Annotated in this window: 16 protein-coding genes; 7 read left to right on the top strand and 9 right to left on the bottom strand. The window is 57.7% G+C overall.

The window, feature by feature from the left end:
* Nucleotides 1-41 precede the first annotated feature (41 nt).
* Entirely contained in the window at nucleotides 42-530 is a 489-nt protein-coding gene (locus E5201_RS02980) for an Hpt domain-containing protein (RefSeq protein WP_140984506.1), read from the top strand.
* A gap of 22 nt (nucleotides 531-552) precedes the next feature.
* Complete coding sequence (locus E5201_RS02985) at nucleotides 553-903, top strand: DMT family protein (RefSeq protein WP_140984507.1); 351 nt, start codon at nucleotides 553-555, stop codon at nucleotides 901-903.
* Between the two features lie 91 nt (nucleotides 904-994).
* Here E5201_RS02985 and aroB read toward each other — a convergent pair whose 3' ends face one another.
* Together aroB and E5201_RS02995 are read right to left on the bottom strand one after the other, a co-directional pair.
* The gene (gene aroB / locus E5201_RS02990) at nucleotides 995-2,104 is read right to left on the bottom strand and encodes a 3-dehydroquinate synthase (protein ID WP_140984508.1); all 1,110 of its coding nucleotides are present in this window, start codon (nucleotides 2,102-2,104) and stop codon (nucleotides 995-997) included.
* Nucleotides 2,101-2,670, bottom strand: coding sequence for a shikimate kinase (locus E5201_RS02995; protein ID WP_140984509.1), 570 nt, complete (start codon nucleotides 2,668-2,670; stop codon nucleotides 2,101-2,103). The genes aroB and E5201_RS02995 overlap by 4 nt, the downstream gene beginning before the upstream one ends.
* Nucleotides 2,671-2,757: 87 nt before the next feature.
* Here E5201_RS02995 and E5201_RS03000 point away from each other — a divergent pair, with 87 nt between their 5' ends.
* A complete protein-coding gene (locus tag E5201_RS03000) occupies nucleotides 2,758-3,669 on the top strand; it encodes a tyrosine recombinase (RefSeq protein WP_140984510.1) in 912 nt (303 codons plus the stop codon).
* Between the two features lie 81 nt (nucleotides 3,670-3,750).
* A complete protein-coding gene (locus E5201_RS03005; protein ID WP_140984511.1) occupies nucleotides 3,751-4,707 on the top strand; it encodes an acetyl-CoA carboxylase carboxyltransferase subunit alpha in 957 nt (318 codons plus the stop codon).
* 84 nt (nucleotides 4,708-4,791) lie between these two features.
* Here E5201_RS03005 and E5201_RS03010 read toward each other — a convergent pair whose 3' ends face one another.
* Together E5201_RS03010 and tadA are read right to left on the bottom strand one after the other, a co-directional pair.
* A complete protein-coding gene (locus tag E5201_RS03010) occupies nucleotides 4,792-5,700 on the bottom strand; it encodes a mechanosensitive ion channel family protein (RefSeq protein ID WP_140984512.1) in 909 nt (302 codons plus the stop codon).
* A 15-nt stretch (nucleotides 5,701-5,715) separates the two neighbouring features.
* Entirely contained in the window at nucleotides 5,716-6,183 is a 468-nt protein-coding gene (tadA, locus tag E5201_RS03015) for a tRNA adenosine(34) deaminase TadA (protein ID WP_246050362.1), read from the bottom strand.
* A 90-nt stretch (nucleotides 6,184-6,273) separates the two neighbouring features.
* Here tadA and E5201_RS15065 point away from each other — a divergent pair, with 90 nt between their 5' ends.
* From E5201_RS15065 to E5201_RS14745, 3 genes are all read left to right on the top strand, one after another.
* Nucleotides 6,274-8,307, top strand: coding sequence for a pseudouridine synthase (locus E5201_RS15065; protein ID WP_140984514.1), 2,034 nt, complete (start codon nucleotides 6,274-6,276; stop codon nucleotides 8,305-8,307).
* 5 nt (nucleotides 8,308-8,312) lie between these two features.
* Nucleotides 8,313-8,888, top strand: a complete 576-nt coding sequence (gene rsmD, locus E5201_RS03025) for a 16S rRNA (guanine(966)-N(2))-methyltransferase RsmD (protein ID WP_140984515.1) — start codon at nucleotides 8,313-8,315, stop codon at nucleotides 8,886-8,888.
* 199 nt (nucleotides 8,889-9,087) lie between these two features.
* The gene (locus tag E5201_RS14745; protein WP_181404510.1) at nucleotides 9,088-9,240 is read left to right on the top strand and encodes a hypothetical protein; all 153 of its coding nucleotides are present in this window, start codon (nucleotides 9,088-9,090) and stop codon (nucleotides 9,238-9,240) included.
* 300 nt (nucleotides 9,241-9,540) lie between these two features.
* Here the strand turns inward: E5201_RS14745 and mutL are convergent, their stop codons facing one another.
* From mutL to ileS, 5 genes are all read right to left on the bottom strand, one after another.
* On the bottom strand, nucleotides 9,541-11,442 hold the full coding sequence (gene mutL, locus E5201_RS03030; protein ID WP_140984516.1) for a DNA mismatch repair endonuclease MutL: 1,902 nt from the start codon (nucleotides 11,440-11,442) through the stop codon (nucleotides 9,541-9,543).
* A 17-nt stretch (nucleotides 11,443-11,459) separates the two neighbouring features.
* Nucleotides 11,460-11,711 (bottom strand): hypothetical protein, encoded by a 252-nt coding sequence (locus E5201_RS03035; protein ID WP_140984517.1) that lies wholly within the window; start codon nucleotides 11,709-11,711, stop codon nucleotides 11,460-11,462.
* Between the two features lie 164 nt (nucleotides 11,712-11,875).
* Nucleotides 11,876-12,439: a DUF3035 domain-containing protein gene (locus E5201_RS03040; protein ID WP_140984518.1), complete on the bottom strand. Its 564-nt coding sequence runs from the start codon at nucleotides 12,437-12,439 to the stop codon at nucleotides 11,876-11,878.
* Between the two features lie 86 nt (nucleotides 12,440-12,525).
* Nucleotides 12,526-13,053, bottom strand: coding sequence for a signal peptidase II (gene lspA / locus E5201_RS03045; RefSeq protein WP_140984519.1), 528 nt, complete (start codon nucleotides 13,051-13,053; stop codon nucleotides 12,526-12,528).
* A gap of 95 nt (nucleotides 13,054-13,148) precedes the next feature.
* Nucleotides 13,149-16,040 carry an isoleucine--tRNA ligase gene (ileS, locus tag E5201_RS03050; RefSeq protein WP_140984520.1) on the bottom strand — a complete coding sequence of 964 codons (2,892 nt, stop codon included), beginning with the start codon at nucleotides 16,038-16,040 and terminating at the stop codon, nucleotides 13,149-13,151.
* Nucleotides 16,041-16,116: the final 76 nt, after the last annotated feature.

Raw genomic sequence — 16,116 nt, forward strand, 5'->3', positions numbered from 1 at the left:
GTGGGTGTTACACTTCTTTTTTGCGTGAAAGATCGAGCCTCATGTCGGAAAAAGCCGAGATTATTCAAGTGCCTAATACCTTGCGCGCCAAGGTGGGCGGCAAGCTTGCGGCGATTGATCCGAATCTGGTGGAAAAAGCCGAAGCCGCCCTGTCGTCGCTTTCGGAGAATTTCGGCGACTGGCTGAGCGACGAGGTGGAAAAGCTTGAAGCCGCCCAGACGCGTATCCGCAACGAGGGCTATACGACCGAAACCGCCGAGGCGCTGTATTTCCGTTGCCATGACCTTAAAGGGTTGGGGACGACCTATGGCTATCCGATTGTCACGCGGCTGGCCGGTTCGGCCTGCAAGATGTTTGATGATCCCGAAGTGCGCATGAAAGCGCCGCGCCTGCTGATTGATGCCCATATTGACGCCATTCGGGCGGCAGTGCGGGGCGGTATTCGTGAGGAAAATAATCCTACTGGCCGTCTGCTGGCCGAGGCGCTTGAGGCCCGCGTGCGGGAATTTCTCGACAGCCTGAAAGCCTGATCTCTTTTTCTTATAGGCACTCATGCCCGCCTTGCATCCCGGCCTGACCACCGTCCTTTTGCTGATCGGTTCAAACCTGTTCATGACCTATGCCTGGTATGGGCATCTGAAGGACAAGTCACAAAAGCTCTGGGTCGTTATACTGATCAGCTGGGGCGTGGCGTTTTTTGAATATTGCCTGATGGTGCCTGCCAATCGTATCGGTTATGGCACCTTCAGCGCCGCCCAGCTCAAGACCATTCAGGAGGTTATTACCCTGACGATCTTCGTGGGCTTTTCCGCGCTGTATCTGGGGGAGGCTATCCGCTGGACGCACATTGTCGGCTTCTGCTTCATCGCTACGGGCGCGGCCTTTATTTTCTATAAGGGTTAGGTAGGGGGCGGACACATCAGTAAGATACCCCCTCTGCCTCGCTGCGCTTGGCATCTCCCCCATCAAAGATGGGGGAGTATGATGGAGACGTTTAGTGTGCGCCTTCGGAGATCAGGAAGTCGCGGATCGAGGCGGGGGAGACGTCTTTGGCGACAAACGCATCACCGATGCTGCGCACCAGCACAAACACCAGCTTGCCGCCTTCGGCCTTTTTGTCGTGGCCCATATGTTTGACCAGCACGTCGGCCCCGAAGGCTGCGTTTCGGATCTGGTTCATATGGGTGGGCAGGCCGGAATGGGCGATAGCGGCAATAGCGCGGTCGGCATCGGCCTGAGGACACAGGCCTTCGCGGGCGGAATAGCGGAAGGCCATAGCCATGCCGATGGCTACGGCTTCGCCATGCAAAAGCGCATCGCCAAAGCCCAGTTCGGCCTCAAGGGCATGACCGAAGGTATGGCCGAGATTGAGAAGGGCGCGCTGGCCGCCTTCGCGTTCATCGGCGGCGACGATCTCGGCTTTCATTTCCACCGAGCGAGCGACCGCATGGCGGATGGCTTCGGGTTCGAGCGCCAGAACCGCCTGATCATTGGCTTCAAGCCAGTCGAAGAAGGTCTTGTCGCCCAAGAGGCCGTATTTGATAACTTCAGCGTAGCCGCAGCGGATTTCACGCGCTGGCAGGGTTTTCAGCAGATCAAGATCGCAGAGCACCAGACGCGGCTGATGGAAGGCGCCGATAAGGTTCTTGCCCTTGGGGTGGTCGATGGCGGTTTTGCCGCCGACGCTGGAATCGACCTGCGCCAGAAGCGTGGTCGGGATCTGGATGAAGTCGATGCCGCGCATATAGATGGCGGCGGCAAAGCCTGTCAGGTCGCCGATAACGCCGCCACCGAGGGCGATGATCACGTCCTTGCGGTCAAGGCCCGCATCAACAAAGGCGTCGGTGACCAGTTCAAGCCCTTCCCATGATTTGGAGGCTTCTCCGGCAGGGACACGCAACAAAGGCGCGCTGATGCCCGCCTGTTCAAAAGCTGCCGCCAGACGTTCGCCATGCAGCGGGGCGATGGTCGTATCGGTGACGATCAGGGTACGCCCGCTTTTAAGGAAGGGCGAAATACGGCTAACGATGTCTGTCGTCAGGCCGGTATCGACATCGACCTGATAGGGGCGGAAATCGCCGCCGGATACGGGAATAGCAGTCATTTTGTTCCTAGATGGGCTTTCAGGGCCTCAATAACGCGTTCGACGCTTTTGGCATGGCTGACATCACCGGTATCTACCGTCAGGTCGGCCAGCGCATAGAAGGGATAGCGGTTTTTCTCATGCTCACGCAGCACGTCCATCGGGTTGCGATTGTGCAGGAGCGGGCGGTGTGAGCGGTTAGCTACGCGTCGCGCCAGAACCCTGAGGTCCGTTTTCAGCCAGATGGTGATGGCTTTTTGCTTAATGATCTCACGCGTGCCGGGCTGGACAAAGGCCCCGCCGCCAGTGGCGAGAATATGCGGGCCTTCGTCGAGCAGGCGGGCAATGACCTTCTGCTCGCCGTCGCGGAAACCGGCTTCGCCGTAATGGGCAAAGATATCGGTTATGCTTTGACCGGCAGAGCGCTCGATTTCTTCATCGGCATCGCGGAAAGGCACGTGCAGCAGCTCTGACAGCCGTTTGCCGATGGTCGTTTTACCCACGCCCATAAGCCCGACCAGAGCAATCGGCCGGTCGAGGGTAAGGCCTGAAACATCAGGCAGGTGTTCGTTCAGGGTTTCAGACATGGCGCGATCTTCAGGCCACACATGCAAAAATCTGGATCATGTCATGTGCTTTACACGATGTTTAGGGGTTTTAGCCAGACTGAATGCATGAAGACCCGTGACCCGTTGAACTCTTTTTTGCAGATGCTGAGTGTCGAGCGTAACGCCTCGAAACGCACCCTTGAGGCCTACGGGCAAGATTTGCAGGATTTGCAGGTGTTTGCCGGTCGGCCGCTTATGGGGCTGAATGAGGCCGATATAGCGGCTTTTTTCGAGAATCTGAGTGAACGCGGCATGGCCTCAAGCACTTTGCAGCGCAAGCGGTCGGCGGTGCGGCAGTTTTATCGGTTCTGTGTGCTTGAGGGGGGGCTAGAGGTCGATCCCAGCCGTAAGATACCGGCAGCAAAAATGGCCAAAACCCTGCCGAAGATATTGTCGCGGCAGGAGGTCGATGCCCTGATTGTGGCGGCGGAAGCCAAGGATGCACATCAGGCGATACGTTTGCAGTGCCTGATTGAGATCGCCTATGCGTCGGGGATGCGCATATCGGAGATTGTCTCGCTCAGGCTCGATAGTGTGCAGAAAGACCCGGCCTTTCTGATTATCAGAGGTAAGGGCGGGGTGGAGCGGCTGGTGCCGCTTAATCCGTCGGCGCGCGCGGCGATTAAAGACTATCTCGATATCCGGCCCCTGTTTCTGGGGGCCAGGGACAAGGCCAACCCTTATCTGTTTGCCTCACGCGGGGCGGATGGCTATCTGACGCGTCGCCGCGTCGGGCAGTTGCTCGATGAGGCGGCGATTGAGGCCGGTATCGATCCGGCACGGGTGTCGCCGCACGTGCTGCGCCATGCTTTTGCCACTCATCTGCTTGAGGGTGGGGCGGATTTACGGGTGGTGCAGACGCTTTTGGGTCATGCCGATATTTCCACCACTCAGGTCTATACCCACGTGGCCGGTGAGCGCCTGAGGGCTGTGGTTGAGGCGCATCATCCCTTGTCACGGCGTAAAGTGCCGTCGTAAAAATGTCTTTGCGCGGCGGGCGGTTTACTTTAAAGCCTGTCCGTTGATCCTAATCGACACGGATATTGTAAGACCTCACCCATGCGTCATTATCTCGAATTTGAACGTCCGATTGCTGATCTTGAAGCCAAGATCGAGGAACTGTCTGCCCTGTCTCAGTCGGGCGGCACCAATCTGGATGCCGAAATCAGGGGCTTGCGTGAGCGTACTCAGGTGCTGATCCGCGAGACCTATAATGGTCTTGAGCCCTGGCAGAAGACGCTGGTGGCGCGTCACCCTGAGCGTCCGCATCTGGTCGATTACCTTGAGGGGCTGATTGAGGATTTTGTTGAACTGCGCGGTGATCGCAAATTCGGTGACGATCAGGCGATTGTCGGCGGTCTGGGGCGTTTTCGCGGTCAGTCGGTAGTGATCATGGGCCATGAAAAGGGCTATGATACCAATACGCGTCTGCGGCACAATTTTGGTATGGCGCGGCCTGAAGGCTATCGCAAGGCGGTGCGCCTGATGGATATGGCCGAGCAATATGGCCTGCCGGTGGTGACGATTGTCGATACGGCGGGGGCCTATCCCGGTATCGGGGCCGAGGAACGCGGTCAGGCCGAGGCCATTGCGCGTTCGACTGAGCGCGGTCTGACGCTGAAATCACCGTCCGTAGCGGTGGTGACCGGCGAAGGCGGATCGGGCGGGGCTATTGCGCTGGCGGCTGCTAATCGTGTGCTGATCCTTGAACATTCGATCTATTCGGTGATTTCGCCCGAAGGCGCGGCATCGATCCTGTGGCGCGACGGTTCGCGCGCCAAGGAAGCGGCGGATCAGATGAAGATCACCGCGCCTGACCTTCTTAAGGTCGGTATTGTCGACCGCATTATCCCTGAGCCTGCGGGCGGGGCGCATTCGGATAAGGACGCGGCCATTAAAGCCGTAGGGGATGCCATCGAAGCCGAGCTTCAGGCCTTAAGTTACCTGTCGCCGGAACAGCTTGTGGCCCAGCGGGCTGAGCGTTTTTACAAGATCGGACAGACGGGGCTGGTCTGATTTAAATACTATTGGGGGGAATAATGAAAAAAGCGGTTTTTATCGTGACCAGATCAACCACAGCCAAAAAGAGGCTGAGGTATTCTAAGCCGTTTCCGACACCGTGGTTTGTGGCAAAACCGGATGTTTTTCCATCGTGACCTGATGCGGGTAGGGGATGGAAATGTTGTGGGCATCAAAGGCCTTTTTGATATCCAGCAACAGATCGGCGCGCGCCTGACCGTAGGTGTCAACTCTTGTATGAGCCAGCAGTTTTATGACTACCGAAGAATCTTTGAACGCCTCAAGGCCTACCCAGACTTCGGGGTTGGGCAGGACTAACGGATGGGAGCGGGCGAGAACCCGCACCAGTTCCATGGCGGCGTCAATGTCTGTGTCATAATCGACATCGAGCAGCAGTTCGATGCGGCGGGTGCCATTGTGGCTGATATTGACGATGCGGTCAGAGAATATCTTGGCATTGGGCACATAGATCCGATGGTTGTCACCATTGGTGATTTCAGTTGAGAACAGACCAAGCCGATGGATGATGCCGGTGGTGTCACCGATGGTGACAATATCCCCTATGCGATAGGGCTTTTGCGCCAGCAGTAAAATGCCGGTGGCAACATTAGACAAGGTGCCCTGAAGCGCCAGACCAATGGCCAGAGACATGGCCCCCAGTACCGCGACAATTGAGGTTGTCGAAACGCCAAACCTTTGCAGGACCGCAACAGCCCCTATAATCCAGATCAGCCAGTTCACCAGCTGCGCGAAGAACTCAGGCAGGGTACGGTCAGCGCCGGTGTGGCTCAGGCGACGGGCAAAACGGCGCACAATGCCGGACAGCCAGCGGGCGACAAAAAAGGTCAGGGCAAGGATGAGGCCGACGACAATCAGGTTGGTGATAATGTCGTCGGCGTTCTGGCTAAGGCGGTCGACCTGACGTTCCAGAGCTTTCTGAGAGGTTTGCAGATGGGTGGTGATGGTGTCGATGTGAACGGGAAGGCTCATGAAAATCTCTGGTGATCAGGTCTTCTGACGGCGGGCTTTGAAAAAGGTTTTCAGCAATTGCCCGCAATCGTCCGCAAGAATGCCTGAGGTGACCTTTGGCCGCCAGTGACAGGTTGGCTGATCAAAAAATCTTGGTCCATGATCTATGGCTCCCCCCTTTGGATCAGACGCGCCATAGATGACCCGGCCTATGCGGGCATGGGAAATAGCGCCGGCGCACATAGCGCAGGGTTCCAATGTGACATAGAGCCATAGGTCTGTCAGGCGGTAATTGCTTAAGTGTTCCGCTGCCATACGCAAGGCAAGTATCTCGGCGTGGCCGGTCGGGTCATGACGCGATATGGGCGCATTGTTAGCAACTGAAACAACAGTTTTACTTGACGGATCGAAGATTAGAGCGCCTATCGGCACTTCATTGGCCAGGGCTGCCTCACGGGCGGCCTCAAGCGCCATGCGCATTAAAGAGTCGTCATCTAAGTCCATGTCAGTGTTCATGCGCTTTTAAACAGACCCTTTGCCTTGCGCGTCAAGTAGAAATGGCGTTTCACCTCGCCGCCACATACATAGAAAGTCATGTCCGTGACCACTGAAAGTAACGCTGGAGAGCGTAACGAAGATAACGTCCCCGCCGAGGGCGAAGCCACACAAAACTGGAACCCGAGCCAGACTGAACAGACGGCGTCGTCTGAGGACAGGCCGCCCCGGGCGCCCAAACCGTTTACGGACAAGAAGGGCTTTGACAAGAAAAAAGGCCCTAAAAAGCCACCATTGCCGCAGGAGCGCATCGCCAAGGTGCTGGCGCGGGCCGGTCTGGCGTCACGCCGAGAAGTCGAGCGCCTGATCGGGCTTGGCAAAATCGCCGTGAATGGTCGTATCCTTGAGACACCGGCAGTGACGGTATCGACGGAGGACGTCATTACGGTTGAGGGCAAGCCTATCCGTAAGGCGGAACCCACCCGCGTCTGGCGCTATCACAAGCCGGTAGGCCTGATGACCACCCATGCCGACCCGAAGGGCCGCGACACGGTATTTGCCTCATTGCCTGCGGATCTGCCGCGCGTGATCTCGGTTGGGCGGCTCGATCTCAATTCCGAAGGCCTGCTGCTTCTGACCAATGATGGCGAACTGGCGCGGGCGCTGGAATTGCCAGCGACCGGCTGGACGCGCATCTATCGCGCCCGTGCGCTTGGTCGTACGACGCAGGAAAAGCTCGATACGCTGAAAAATGGCGTGACTATCGAAGGCGTCACCTATGGCCCGATCGAGGCGAAGCTTGATAAGGCACAGGAAAAGGCCGATGGCCGCGCCAATCTGTGGATCACGGTATCCCTGACCGAAGGTAAGAACCGCGAAGTGCGTAAAGTGCTGGATTCGCTGGGGCTTAAGGTCAACCGCCTGATCCGTCTGGCCTATGGGCCGTTCCAGTTGGGTGATCTTGATGGCGGCGACGTCGAAGAGGTCGGGCCGCGCGTCGTGCGCGAACTGCTGGCCGACAAGATCGATCCGCGTAACCTGCCGCCGGAAACCGCTACCCAGACGCGTGGGCCGCTCAAGTCGCGCCGTCCGGAAGGGGCGGGAGCTGCGGAAGGCCGTCGCGGGGGTGGCGACCGCTTTGCCGCCAAGAAGCCGTTTGGGGCTAAGGCATATGGCGACAAGCCGCGTGGCGAACGTAGCTTTGCTGAAGAACGTAACTATACGCCGCGTGACTTTGATGAGCGTCCGCGCTTTGAAGGGGATGGAGAGGCGCGTGATCGTCGCCCTGAGCCGAAACAACGCGAATGGACGCCGCGTCCGGAACGCCCCCGTGGTGAGTTTAAGCCCCGCGCTGAGGGCGAGAGCCGTGGCGAGTTCAAGCCGCGCGGTGATTTCAAGCCAAGAGGCGATTTCAAACCGCGTTCAGAAGGTCCCCGTGGTGAACGCAGCTTTGGTGACAAGCCGCGCTTTGATCGTGGCCCGCGCCGTGACGCGGAAGATCGTAGCGAGTTCAAACCCCGTGGCGATTTCAAGCCACGCGGCGACTTTAAACCACGTTCGGATGGCCCCCGTTCGGACGGCCCACGTGGTGAACGCAGCTTTGGTGACAAGCCGCGCTTTGATCGCGGTGGTGACCGTGGTCCACGCCGTGAAGGTGAAGATCGTGGCGAGTTTAAACCCCGTGGTGATTTCAAGCCACGTGGCGACTTTAAACCCCGCTCGGACGGCCCCCGTGGTGAACGCAGTTTCGGTGACAAGCCACGCTTTGATCGCGGTGGTGACCGTGGTCCACGCCGTGAAGGTGAAGATCGTGGTGAGTTCAAACCCCGTGGTGATTTCAAGCCACGTGGCGATTTCAAACCCCGCTCGGACGGCCCACGCGGTGAACGCAGTTTCGGTGACAAGCCACGCTTTGATCGTGGTGGTGACCGTAGCCCGCGTCCCGAAGGTGCTGGTCGGGGTGAATTCAAACCACGCGGTGAATTTAAACCGCGTTCAGACGGCCCTCGCGGTGAGCGCAGCTTTGGTGACAAACCGCGTTTCGGCGGCAAGCCGTCTTTCGGTGGGCCCAAGCGCGACTTTAAGCGTGGCGGTGCGCCGGATCGGGGCCCGCGTAAGCCACGGGGTGAGTAATCATCATGCGTATCGTCGGCGGTAAATTCAAAGGGCGCGCACTGGTCGCGCCCGATGGCCGTTCAACGCGTCCGACCTCTGATCGGGCGCGTGAGGCGGTGTTCAATATTCTTGAACATGCCGAATTTGCCCCTGATCTTAGTGGCGTGCGGGTCATGGATGTCTTCGCCGGTTCCGGTGCGCTGGGGCTTGAGGCCCTGTCGCGGGGGGCGTCCTTTTGTCTGTTTGTCGATACGGATGATGAGGCACGCGGGGCGATCCGCGAGAATGTTGAAGCCTTTGGTCTGTTCGGCAATACGCGAATTCACCGGCGTGATGCGACCCGTCTGGGGGTAAGGCCGGGGTCGCAGGCCGAGGCTTTTGGTCTGGTCTTTATGGATGCGCCCTACCATAAGGGGCTGACCGAGCAGGGGCTGGACTGTCTGGCGAATGGGCAATGGTTAAGCGAAGACGCGCTGATTGTTGTTGAGGTGGCCGCCGATGAGTACATTAATATCACGCATCTGTGGCAGGTAATCGACAGTCGGGCCTATGGCGCGGCGCGAATTTTATTTCTTAAGCAAAAAATTCATAATCAATAATCTGCTGATTTTAATAATTAATTTTGAAATTATTAAACGAATGTGGCAAAATTAACGCTTAAATAGAAAATCCGTCTTGACGGAATTTTTATTATGCCCTCACTATGTCCTTAACAAGGCGTAAATAAAGCGCCTGACTGATCCTTACCCTTGGCGGGGAGGGGAAACTTGTGGGACTGTTATGGTGGGGTGATGAGATATGACGACAGAATCCGTAAGGGTTAAGTCCGATAAGGGGCGTCCCGAGGGGCTGAAGCTTCTGCTTCTGGCGGGACTTAGTGTACAGGCGTGGGGGGTATTGGTCGGTGTCAGCCTGATCGTACTCAATATCGCAGGTTTACAGGCACTCTGATCGGCTCTGGCCTTAAGGGACCAGACGTTGCGTTAGCGTTGATAAATGGGTTCTGACCGAAGTTGCGAAAGCGCCGCTGCGGTCAGATGGTATGGCTGATAGGTATGAATTTCGCCTGTTGGGCGAGTTAAGTGCCAAACAGTTACGCCATTGGCGGGGGAGTTCGGAAAAGACGCGGAAGGGCAATTGGGGGCTAAGGGGGAGTCCGCGTCTTTTTCGAATGTTTCAGGTTTTTGCAAGGCTGGCAGAGGGCGGGATATCCCTTCGTCAGCTTTGCCGCCATCTTGCGGTGCAGATGGCTTAGCGTCGGCCGAACAGCTTTTCGATATCTTTCAGCTTAAGTTCGACATAGGTCGGGCGTCCGTGGTTGCACTGACCGGAATGGGGGGTGGCTTCCATCTGACGCAGCAAGGCATTCATTTCATTGGCATTGAGGCGACGACCGGCGCGTACCGAGTTACGACACGCCATATTGCCGCAAATCTCGGCCATGCGTTCCTTTAAGGCCAGGGCCTGACCGTGTTCAGCGATCTCATCGGCAAGATCGCGGATGAGACCGGCAACGTCGCCATCGCCAATCAGGGCGGGGACTTCGCGCACCAGAACGGTTGTTGGGCCAAAGGCTTCGATCATCAGGCCATAGGCTTCAAATTCATCCTTAAGACCGATCAGGCGCGCCGTATCCGAGGCATCGAGATCAACCGCTTCGGGGATCAACAGGGTCTGACGTGCCACATTGCCGGTGGCCATCATCTGCTTCATCTGTTCATAGACTAGGCGTTCATGGGCGGCGTGCTGATCGACGATCACCAGACCGTCCTGCGTCTGGGCCAGAATATAGGTTTCATGTAATTGCGCCCGTGCCGCCCCCAAGGGGAAGTGCGTGGCTTCAGGGGCGGGGGCAAAGCCTGATGTGGCCGTGTCGGACAGGCCGAACGGTTCGGCTTCGACGCGGGCAGAGGGCGCGAAGGCGGGTATGTCACGGTTATAATCAGGTTGATAATTGGGGTGGGGCTGTTCAGGTGTGGCATAGACCTGAGGGGCAAAACCAACCGAACTATAGGCCGAGGGCGTATATCCGCCATTCAGTGTCAACGGCGGCTGAACCGGCGCGCGGTAGCCGCTGGTGAGCGGGTTAAAGGCGCTCAGGGCCTGATCGGCGACGGTTGTCGCGGCGCGGTGTCCGGCGGCGGCCAGCGCATGTTTCAAAGCGCCGACAATCAGGCCACGCACCAGTGAGGGGTCACGGAAGCGTACTTCGGTCTTGGCCGGATGGACGTTTACATCAAGGTCTTGCGGGTCGATATCGACATAGAGCACGGCCATCGGATGCCGGTCACGCGCCAGAAAATCGGCATAGGCACCGCGTAAGGCCCCTTGCAACAACTTGTCGCGCACCGGACGTCCATTGACGAACAGATACTGGTGCTGGGCATTGCCGCGCGAAAAGGTCGGCAGGCCCGCATAGCCGCTCAGGGTGACGCTTTCGCGGTTCTGGTCGATCAGCAGGGCATTATGACCGAAATCATCACCCAAAAGCGCCGCCAGACGTTTAAGCCGTCCTTCAAAGCCTTTGGATTCGGGGTAAAGCCTGAGGCTGCGCTTGCCATCAAGGGTGAGGGAAAAGCCGACGTCTTCGTGGGCCATGGCCTGACGTTTGACTTCTTCGGAAATGGCCATGTTTTCCGAACGATCCGTCTTCATGAATTTCAGACGTGCCGGTGTGGCGTAGAACAGGTCTTTTAATTCAACGCGTGTGCCGTGCGGGCGTGAGAAGGCGGCGGGACGCAGAGGGCTTATGCGTCCGGCATCGACTGTTATGGCTAAGGCAGTTTCCTGACCGACGGCGCGTGAAGTGATCTCAAGGCGCGCCACTGATCCCATTGACGGCAATGCCTCGCCACGAAAGCCGAGGGTTTGAATGTGCAGAAGATCCCATGTGCCGTCGGCCTGAGGTTTCAGTTTCGAAGTGGCGTGGCGTTCGACGGCCAGCGGCAGGTCAACCTCATCCATGCCGCGACCGTTGTCCTCAATGAGGATGCGCGACAGGCCGCCGTTTTCGGCGGTGATATCAATTTGCGTTGCGCCCGCATCAATGGCGTTTTCCACCAGTTCCTTGATGGCCGAGGCGGGGCGCTCAACGACCTCACCGGCGGCGATGCGGTTGATAGTATCCTGAGGGAGACGAGCAATAATGGACATGGACAAAAGGTGTATTTCTAAAGGAGGTGGGTAGCAAACTTGTCGATAAGGCCTTCGAGCAGACGGCCTTCGTCATTCAGATTATAGTTTGCATCAAAACCGGAAGCCGCCAACTGTTTGGTAAAAGCGTCATTACAGTTCTCAACCATTTCGTCAGATAGGGTGACGAAATACGCTGAGGAAGCATCCGGCCTGAAGTACTCGGTAAAGGGAAAATCCACGTTGCTGAGATATTCGTTTTCAGAGGGTGTGATGTGAATTCTTCTCATGCCATGCGCTTAGTATATGGAAATCCAAAGAGCTTGAACTTTCGGGTGAGTCCCGCGTAACCACCAACAAAAAGGGCCGTCTTACGACGACCCTTTCAGCTAATATTTAAATCCCGTAACGCCTTAAAGTACACTGAGCGTAGCGAAGGCCTTTAAGGCGAGGTCTATAGGCCTGGCAGTTTGAAGGTTTTTTCCTTCTTCTGCTGGATGACCACCGAATTGTCGCCGATCAGGCCACGGATGCGGGCGGCTTCGGCGTCAGCATTAACCGCAGCGGTTTCATTACCCAATGCGGTATTGGCGGCTGCGTCAGGGTTCGGCTGGTCGTTCTTGCGCCAGAACAAGACCTTATTGGCGAAACTTTCGTCCTTATAGGCCAGATCGCCGAATTCATCATCCACCACATAGCGGGCCAGCGGGTCAGCCTTATCGGCACCGGCCTTACCGGCCAGAAGTCTTTCGCCGTCCGAACGCGTAGCGGCCTGACGTTCACCAAACAGGGCTTCACGAGCCGCGCTGTCGGGTTGCAGTTCCTGCGGACGGGGTTCACCCGGTGCCGGTGGGCGCAGGGCGAAGTTAGGCGGCACCGTCAGGGGGGCCTTGGTGACGATGCGGAATTCGTCAGGGACCACCTTGTTCATGCCGAGCGCGTTGCGCGTGGAGTTGCACCCCGTCAGGCTCACAACAGCCATCAGCGCTACCCCCGCCACCAAGCTAACCGATTTCATATTCTGCTCCGCATTCCTGTCGTTGCCCTTATCTGAAAAGGGGACGAAAACTGTTACTTGCTTTTGTTGCCCCTGCCAAGGGGCACTTAACTGTGTTTGGTGTCGTCTTTGGTTTCCGAACGGCTCAGCAGGAACACGTCCAGAAACAGGCAGGCGACCCCGATATTGATGGCGGCATCGGCGATATTAAAGACCCACGGGAAATATAGCCCCGAAAAATCCAGAAAATCGACGACCGCGCCGTAGTAGATCCGGTCAATGGCATTGCCGATAGCCCCGCCGGCCACCAGCGCCAGACCATAGGTCAGAACCGGCTTTGTACCCTTGCGCAACCAATCGATAAGAAAGACCGCTACACCAAGGGAAAACACCACCAGAACCCATCGGCCCCAGCCATCGGACGATAATAGACCGAAGCTGACGCCCTTGTTCCACACCATAGTGAAAGAGAACAACGGCGAAATCTTGACCTGTTGCAACAGGGCGAGATTCAGTTCGTATAAAATCCACCATTTCGATACCTGATCAAGGATCAGGGCGACGAGGGCGACCAGAAGGCCTTTGCGGCCGAGAGCCGTGGTGATGGGGGCGGCGAAATGGGTGTTAAGCGACATGGATGTGGCTCCCCCCCTCCGTCAGCGACGTTGCGCTGCCACCTCCCCCGTAAACGGGGGAGGATGTAAAAATTCTGGCGTCGCGTTTTATATTATTAGCCATGGGCGGCGTCCCACTCGGCCACGGCTTCGGCATCACGCAATGACAGGTCAGGATAGCGCGGGTCAGAGCCGACTTCGGGCAGGATGCGCCAGGAACGCTGGCACTTATTGCCTTCGGCACGTGGTACGGTCACGCCAATGCCCGCCGTGTCTTCAAGGCGGAACGCGCCTTCCGGAGCGGCTTCGTTTTTAAGTGTCGCCTGAGACGTGCGGAAGATTTCGGCGGCATCATTGCCTTCAAAAGCCGCGATCAGGTGGGCGTCTTCGACATAGACCACAGGGGCGGCTTCCAAGGCACCGCCAATGCGCTTTTCACGGCGTTCGATCTCAAGGGCGGCGGTGACGACCGACAGCACTTTTTCGATGCGTGCCCAGCGGTCGGCTTCGGCGGGGTTGTGCCATTCGGCGGGCACAGGTTCCAGCACACGGAAGATATTTGCGCCCTCATTGTAACGCGAGGCATGGGCTTCTTCGGTGGTGAAGGTGAGGATCGGGCCAAGCCAGCCGGTCAGGCGCTCAAACAGGATGTTGAGCACGGTGCGACAGGCGCGGCGTTTCAGATCGGACGGCTGATCGCAATAGAGGCTGTCTTTGCGGATATCGAAATACAACGCCGACAGGGTTTGCGAGGCGAAATCGGCCACCGGACGGATGACGCCTGCGAAATCATAACGCAGATAGGCGTCGCGCACATCGGCATCGAGTTGATGTACACCGTGCAGGATATAGCGTTCCAGTGACGGCAGGTCTGTATATTCCACGGCTTCGGAAGCGTCATAGCCTTTGAGCGCGCCCAAGAGATAGCGGATCGAATTGCGCAGTTTGCGGTAGGCATCGACGGTCGTCTGGATGATCTGTTTGCCGATACGCAGGTCGTCGGAATAGTCGGACAGGGCGACCCACAGGCGCAGGATTTCGATGCCGTATTCCTTGGCTACGTCCTGAGGGGCAACGACATTGCCCTTGGATTTCGACATCTTCTCGCCGTTCTCATCCAGCACGAAGCCGTGCGTCAGGACGGCCCTGAACGGGGCAACGCCGCGTGTGCCGCAGGATTCCAGAAGCGACGACTGAAACCAGCCGCGATGCTGATCGGAGCCTTCGAGATAGAGGTCGGCGACTGGGTAGGCGCTGTCGGGTTTGTTGAAGGTAAAGGCGTGGGTGGAGCCGGAATCAAACCACACATCAAGGATGTCGGTGATCTTCTCGAAATCCGCCGGATTATAGGTGTTACCGAGGAAGTCTTCGTCGGGACGCAGGAACCATGCGTCGGCCCCTTCGGTTTCGATCAGTTTGATGATGCGGTCGTTGACGGCTTCGTCTTTCAGCGGTTCGCCGGTTGCTTTGTTGACATACATGGCCAGCGGCGTGCCCCAGTTGCGCTGACGGCTGATAAGCCAGTCGGGGCGCGTTTCAACCATGGCACCGATACGGTTGCGGCCCTGATCGGGGTAGAAGGTCGTTTCCTTGATGGCGGCGATAGCTTTTTGACGGAGTTGGCCTTCGCCATCCATGCGGATGAACCACTGGGGCGTGTTGCGGAAGATGACCGGTGCCTTTGAGCGCCATGAGTGCGGATAGGAGTGTTCGACACGCCCGCGCGCCAGCAGGTTTCCGGCCTCGATCAGTTTGTTCATCACCTCAGTGTTGGCGGGGCCGAATTTACCGGCTTTTTTGCCTTCGGTCTCGATGACCTTCAGGCCCGCGAACAACGGCACATGCGGGTAATAGGCCCCGTCGGGGTCAACCGTGTCAGGGATGGCGTCGAGGCTGAAGCCGGATTTGAGCCAGATCAGATAGTCGTCCGCGCCGTGGCCGGGAGCGGTGTGCACAAAGCCCGTACCGGCATCGTCAGTGACGTGATCACCGGCCAGCATGGGGACGTCGAAACCGTAGCCTTCGTCGAATTGCGCAAGCGGGTGCGACAGGACATAGCCCTGAAGCGTTTCAGGCATAAGGCTTTCGACCTTGACAAAGGCCGTAGCATTGGCGGCTTTGAGCACGTCATCGGCCAGTTTTTCGGCCACGATCAGGCGATCACCGGCCTTGGCCCATGGCGCGAAGCCAAGGGCTTCTTCGGTAGCCATTTCGGTGATTTCATAAACGGCGTAGGCGATCTTCGGGTTGAAGCTGACGGCGCGGTTGGCCGGTATTGTCCACGGGGTCGTTGTCCAGATGACAACGGATGAGGTTTGCCCTCTGACGGGGAACTTTACCCAGACGGTGGGCGAGGTGTGGTTGGCATATTCGACCTCGGCATCGGCCAGAGCCGTGCGTTCGACCGGCGACCACATGACCGGCTTTGAGCCGCGATAAAGCTGACCTGACATCAGGAATTTGTGGAATTCCTTGGTCACGGCCGCTTCGGACGAGAAATCCATGGTGGCGTAGCGCTTATCCCATTCACCAAGCACGCCAAGACGCTTGAACTCCTCGCGCTGAATGTCGATCCATTTCGCGGCATATTCACGGCAGGCCTTACGGAATTCTTTGGCAGGCACCTCGTCCTTTTTGCGGCCCTTGGCGCGGAATTCTTCTTCGATCTTCCATTCAATCGGCAGGCCGTGGCAATCCCAACCGGGGATATAGTCCACGTCCTTACCCAGCAGGAACTGCGAGCGGACGATGAAGTCCTTGAGGATCTTATTGAGTGCATGGCCGATATGGATATTGCCATTGGCATAGGGGGGGCCATCGTGCAGCACATAGGTTTCCGCACCGGCCGCCTGACGGGCCTTACGCACCGCGTGATACAGGTCGGCGGCTTCCCACTTTTTGAGCCATTCCGGCTCGGCCTTGGGCAGGCCTGCGCGCATGGGGAATTCGGTTTCGGGCAAAAAGACCGTTTCGCGGTAGTCGCGGGGCGTTTGGGATTCGGAAGACATAGTGTCTGATATGATCTCTGGAAATGGGGGCACAGAAGGGGGCGCGAGCATATGTCCCGGCACAGGCCCTTTGATA

The organism is Asticcacaulis tiandongensis (assembly GCF_006475605.1).
Classification (GTDB): domain Bacteria; phylum Pseudomonadota; class Alphaproteobacteria; order Caulobacterales; family Caulobacteraceae; genus Asticcacaulis; species Asticcacaulis tiandongensis.

Excerpts from the sequence above, each read along its gene's own strand:
- E5201_RS15065 (WP_140984514.1), top strand. The coding sequence starts at position 6,274 with ATGTCCGTGACCACTGAAAGTAACGCTGGAGAGCGTAACGAAGATAAC.
- aroB (WP_140984508.1), bottom strand. The coding sequence starts at position 2,104 with ATGACTGCTATTCCCGTATCCGGCGGCGATTTCCGCCCCTATCAGGTC.
- E5201_RS03040 (WP_140984518.1), bottom strand. The coding sequence starts at position 12,439 with ATGAAATCGGTTAGCTTGGTGGCGGGGGTAGCGCTGATGGCTGTTGTG.
- E5201_RS03005 (WP_140984511.1), top strand. The coding sequence starts at position 3,751 with ATGCGTCATTATCTCGAATTTGAACGTCCGATTGCTGATCTTGAAGCC.
- lspA (WP_140984519.1), bottom strand. The coding sequence starts at position 13,053 with ATGTCGCTTAACACCCATTTCGCCGCCCCCATCACCACGGCTCTCGGC.
- E5201_RS03000 (WP_140984510.1), top strand. The coding sequence starts at position 2,758 with ATGAAGACCCGTGACCCGTTGAACTCTTTTTTGCAGATGCTGAGTGTC.
- mutL (WP_140984516.1), bottom strand. The coding sequence starts at position 11,442 with ATGTCCATTATTGCTCGTCTCCCTCAGGATACTATCAACCGCATCGCC.
- ileS (WP_140984520.1), bottom strand. The coding sequence starts at position 16,040 with ATGTCTTCCGAATCCCAAACGCCCCGCGACTACCGCGAAACGGTCTTT.
- tadA (WP_246050362.1), bottom strand. The coding sequence starts at position 6,183 with ATGGACTTAGATGACGACTCTTTAATGCGCATGGCGCTTGAGGCCGCC.
- E5201_RS02980 (WP_140984506.1), top strand. The coding sequence starts at position 42 with ATGTCGGAAAAAGCCGAGATTATTCAAGTGCCTAATACCTTGCGCGCC.
- E5201_RS02995 (WP_140984509.1), bottom strand. The coding sequence starts at position 2,670 with ATGTCTGAAACCCTGAACGAACACCTGCCTGATGTTTCAGGCCTTACC.
- E5201_RS02985 (WP_140984507.1), top strand. The coding sequence starts at position 553 with ATGCCCGCCTTGCATCCCGGCCTGACCACCGTCCTTTTGCTGATCGGT.
- E5201_RS03035 (WP_140984517.1), bottom strand. The coding sequence starts at position 11,711 with ATGAGAAGAATTCACATCACACCCTCTGAAAACGAATATCTCAGCAAC.
- rsmD (WP_140984515.1), top strand. The coding sequence starts at position 8,313 with ATGCGTATCGTCGGCGGTAAATTCAAAGGGCGCGCACTGGTCGCGCCC.
- E5201_RS14745 (WP_181404510.1), top strand. The coding sequence starts at position 9,088 with ATGACGACAGAATCCGTAAGGGTTAAGTCCGATAAGGGGCGTCCCGAG.
- E5201_RS03010 (WP_140984512.1), bottom strand. The coding sequence starts at position 5,700 with ATGAGCCTTCCCGTTCACATCGACACCATCACCACCCATCTGCAAACC.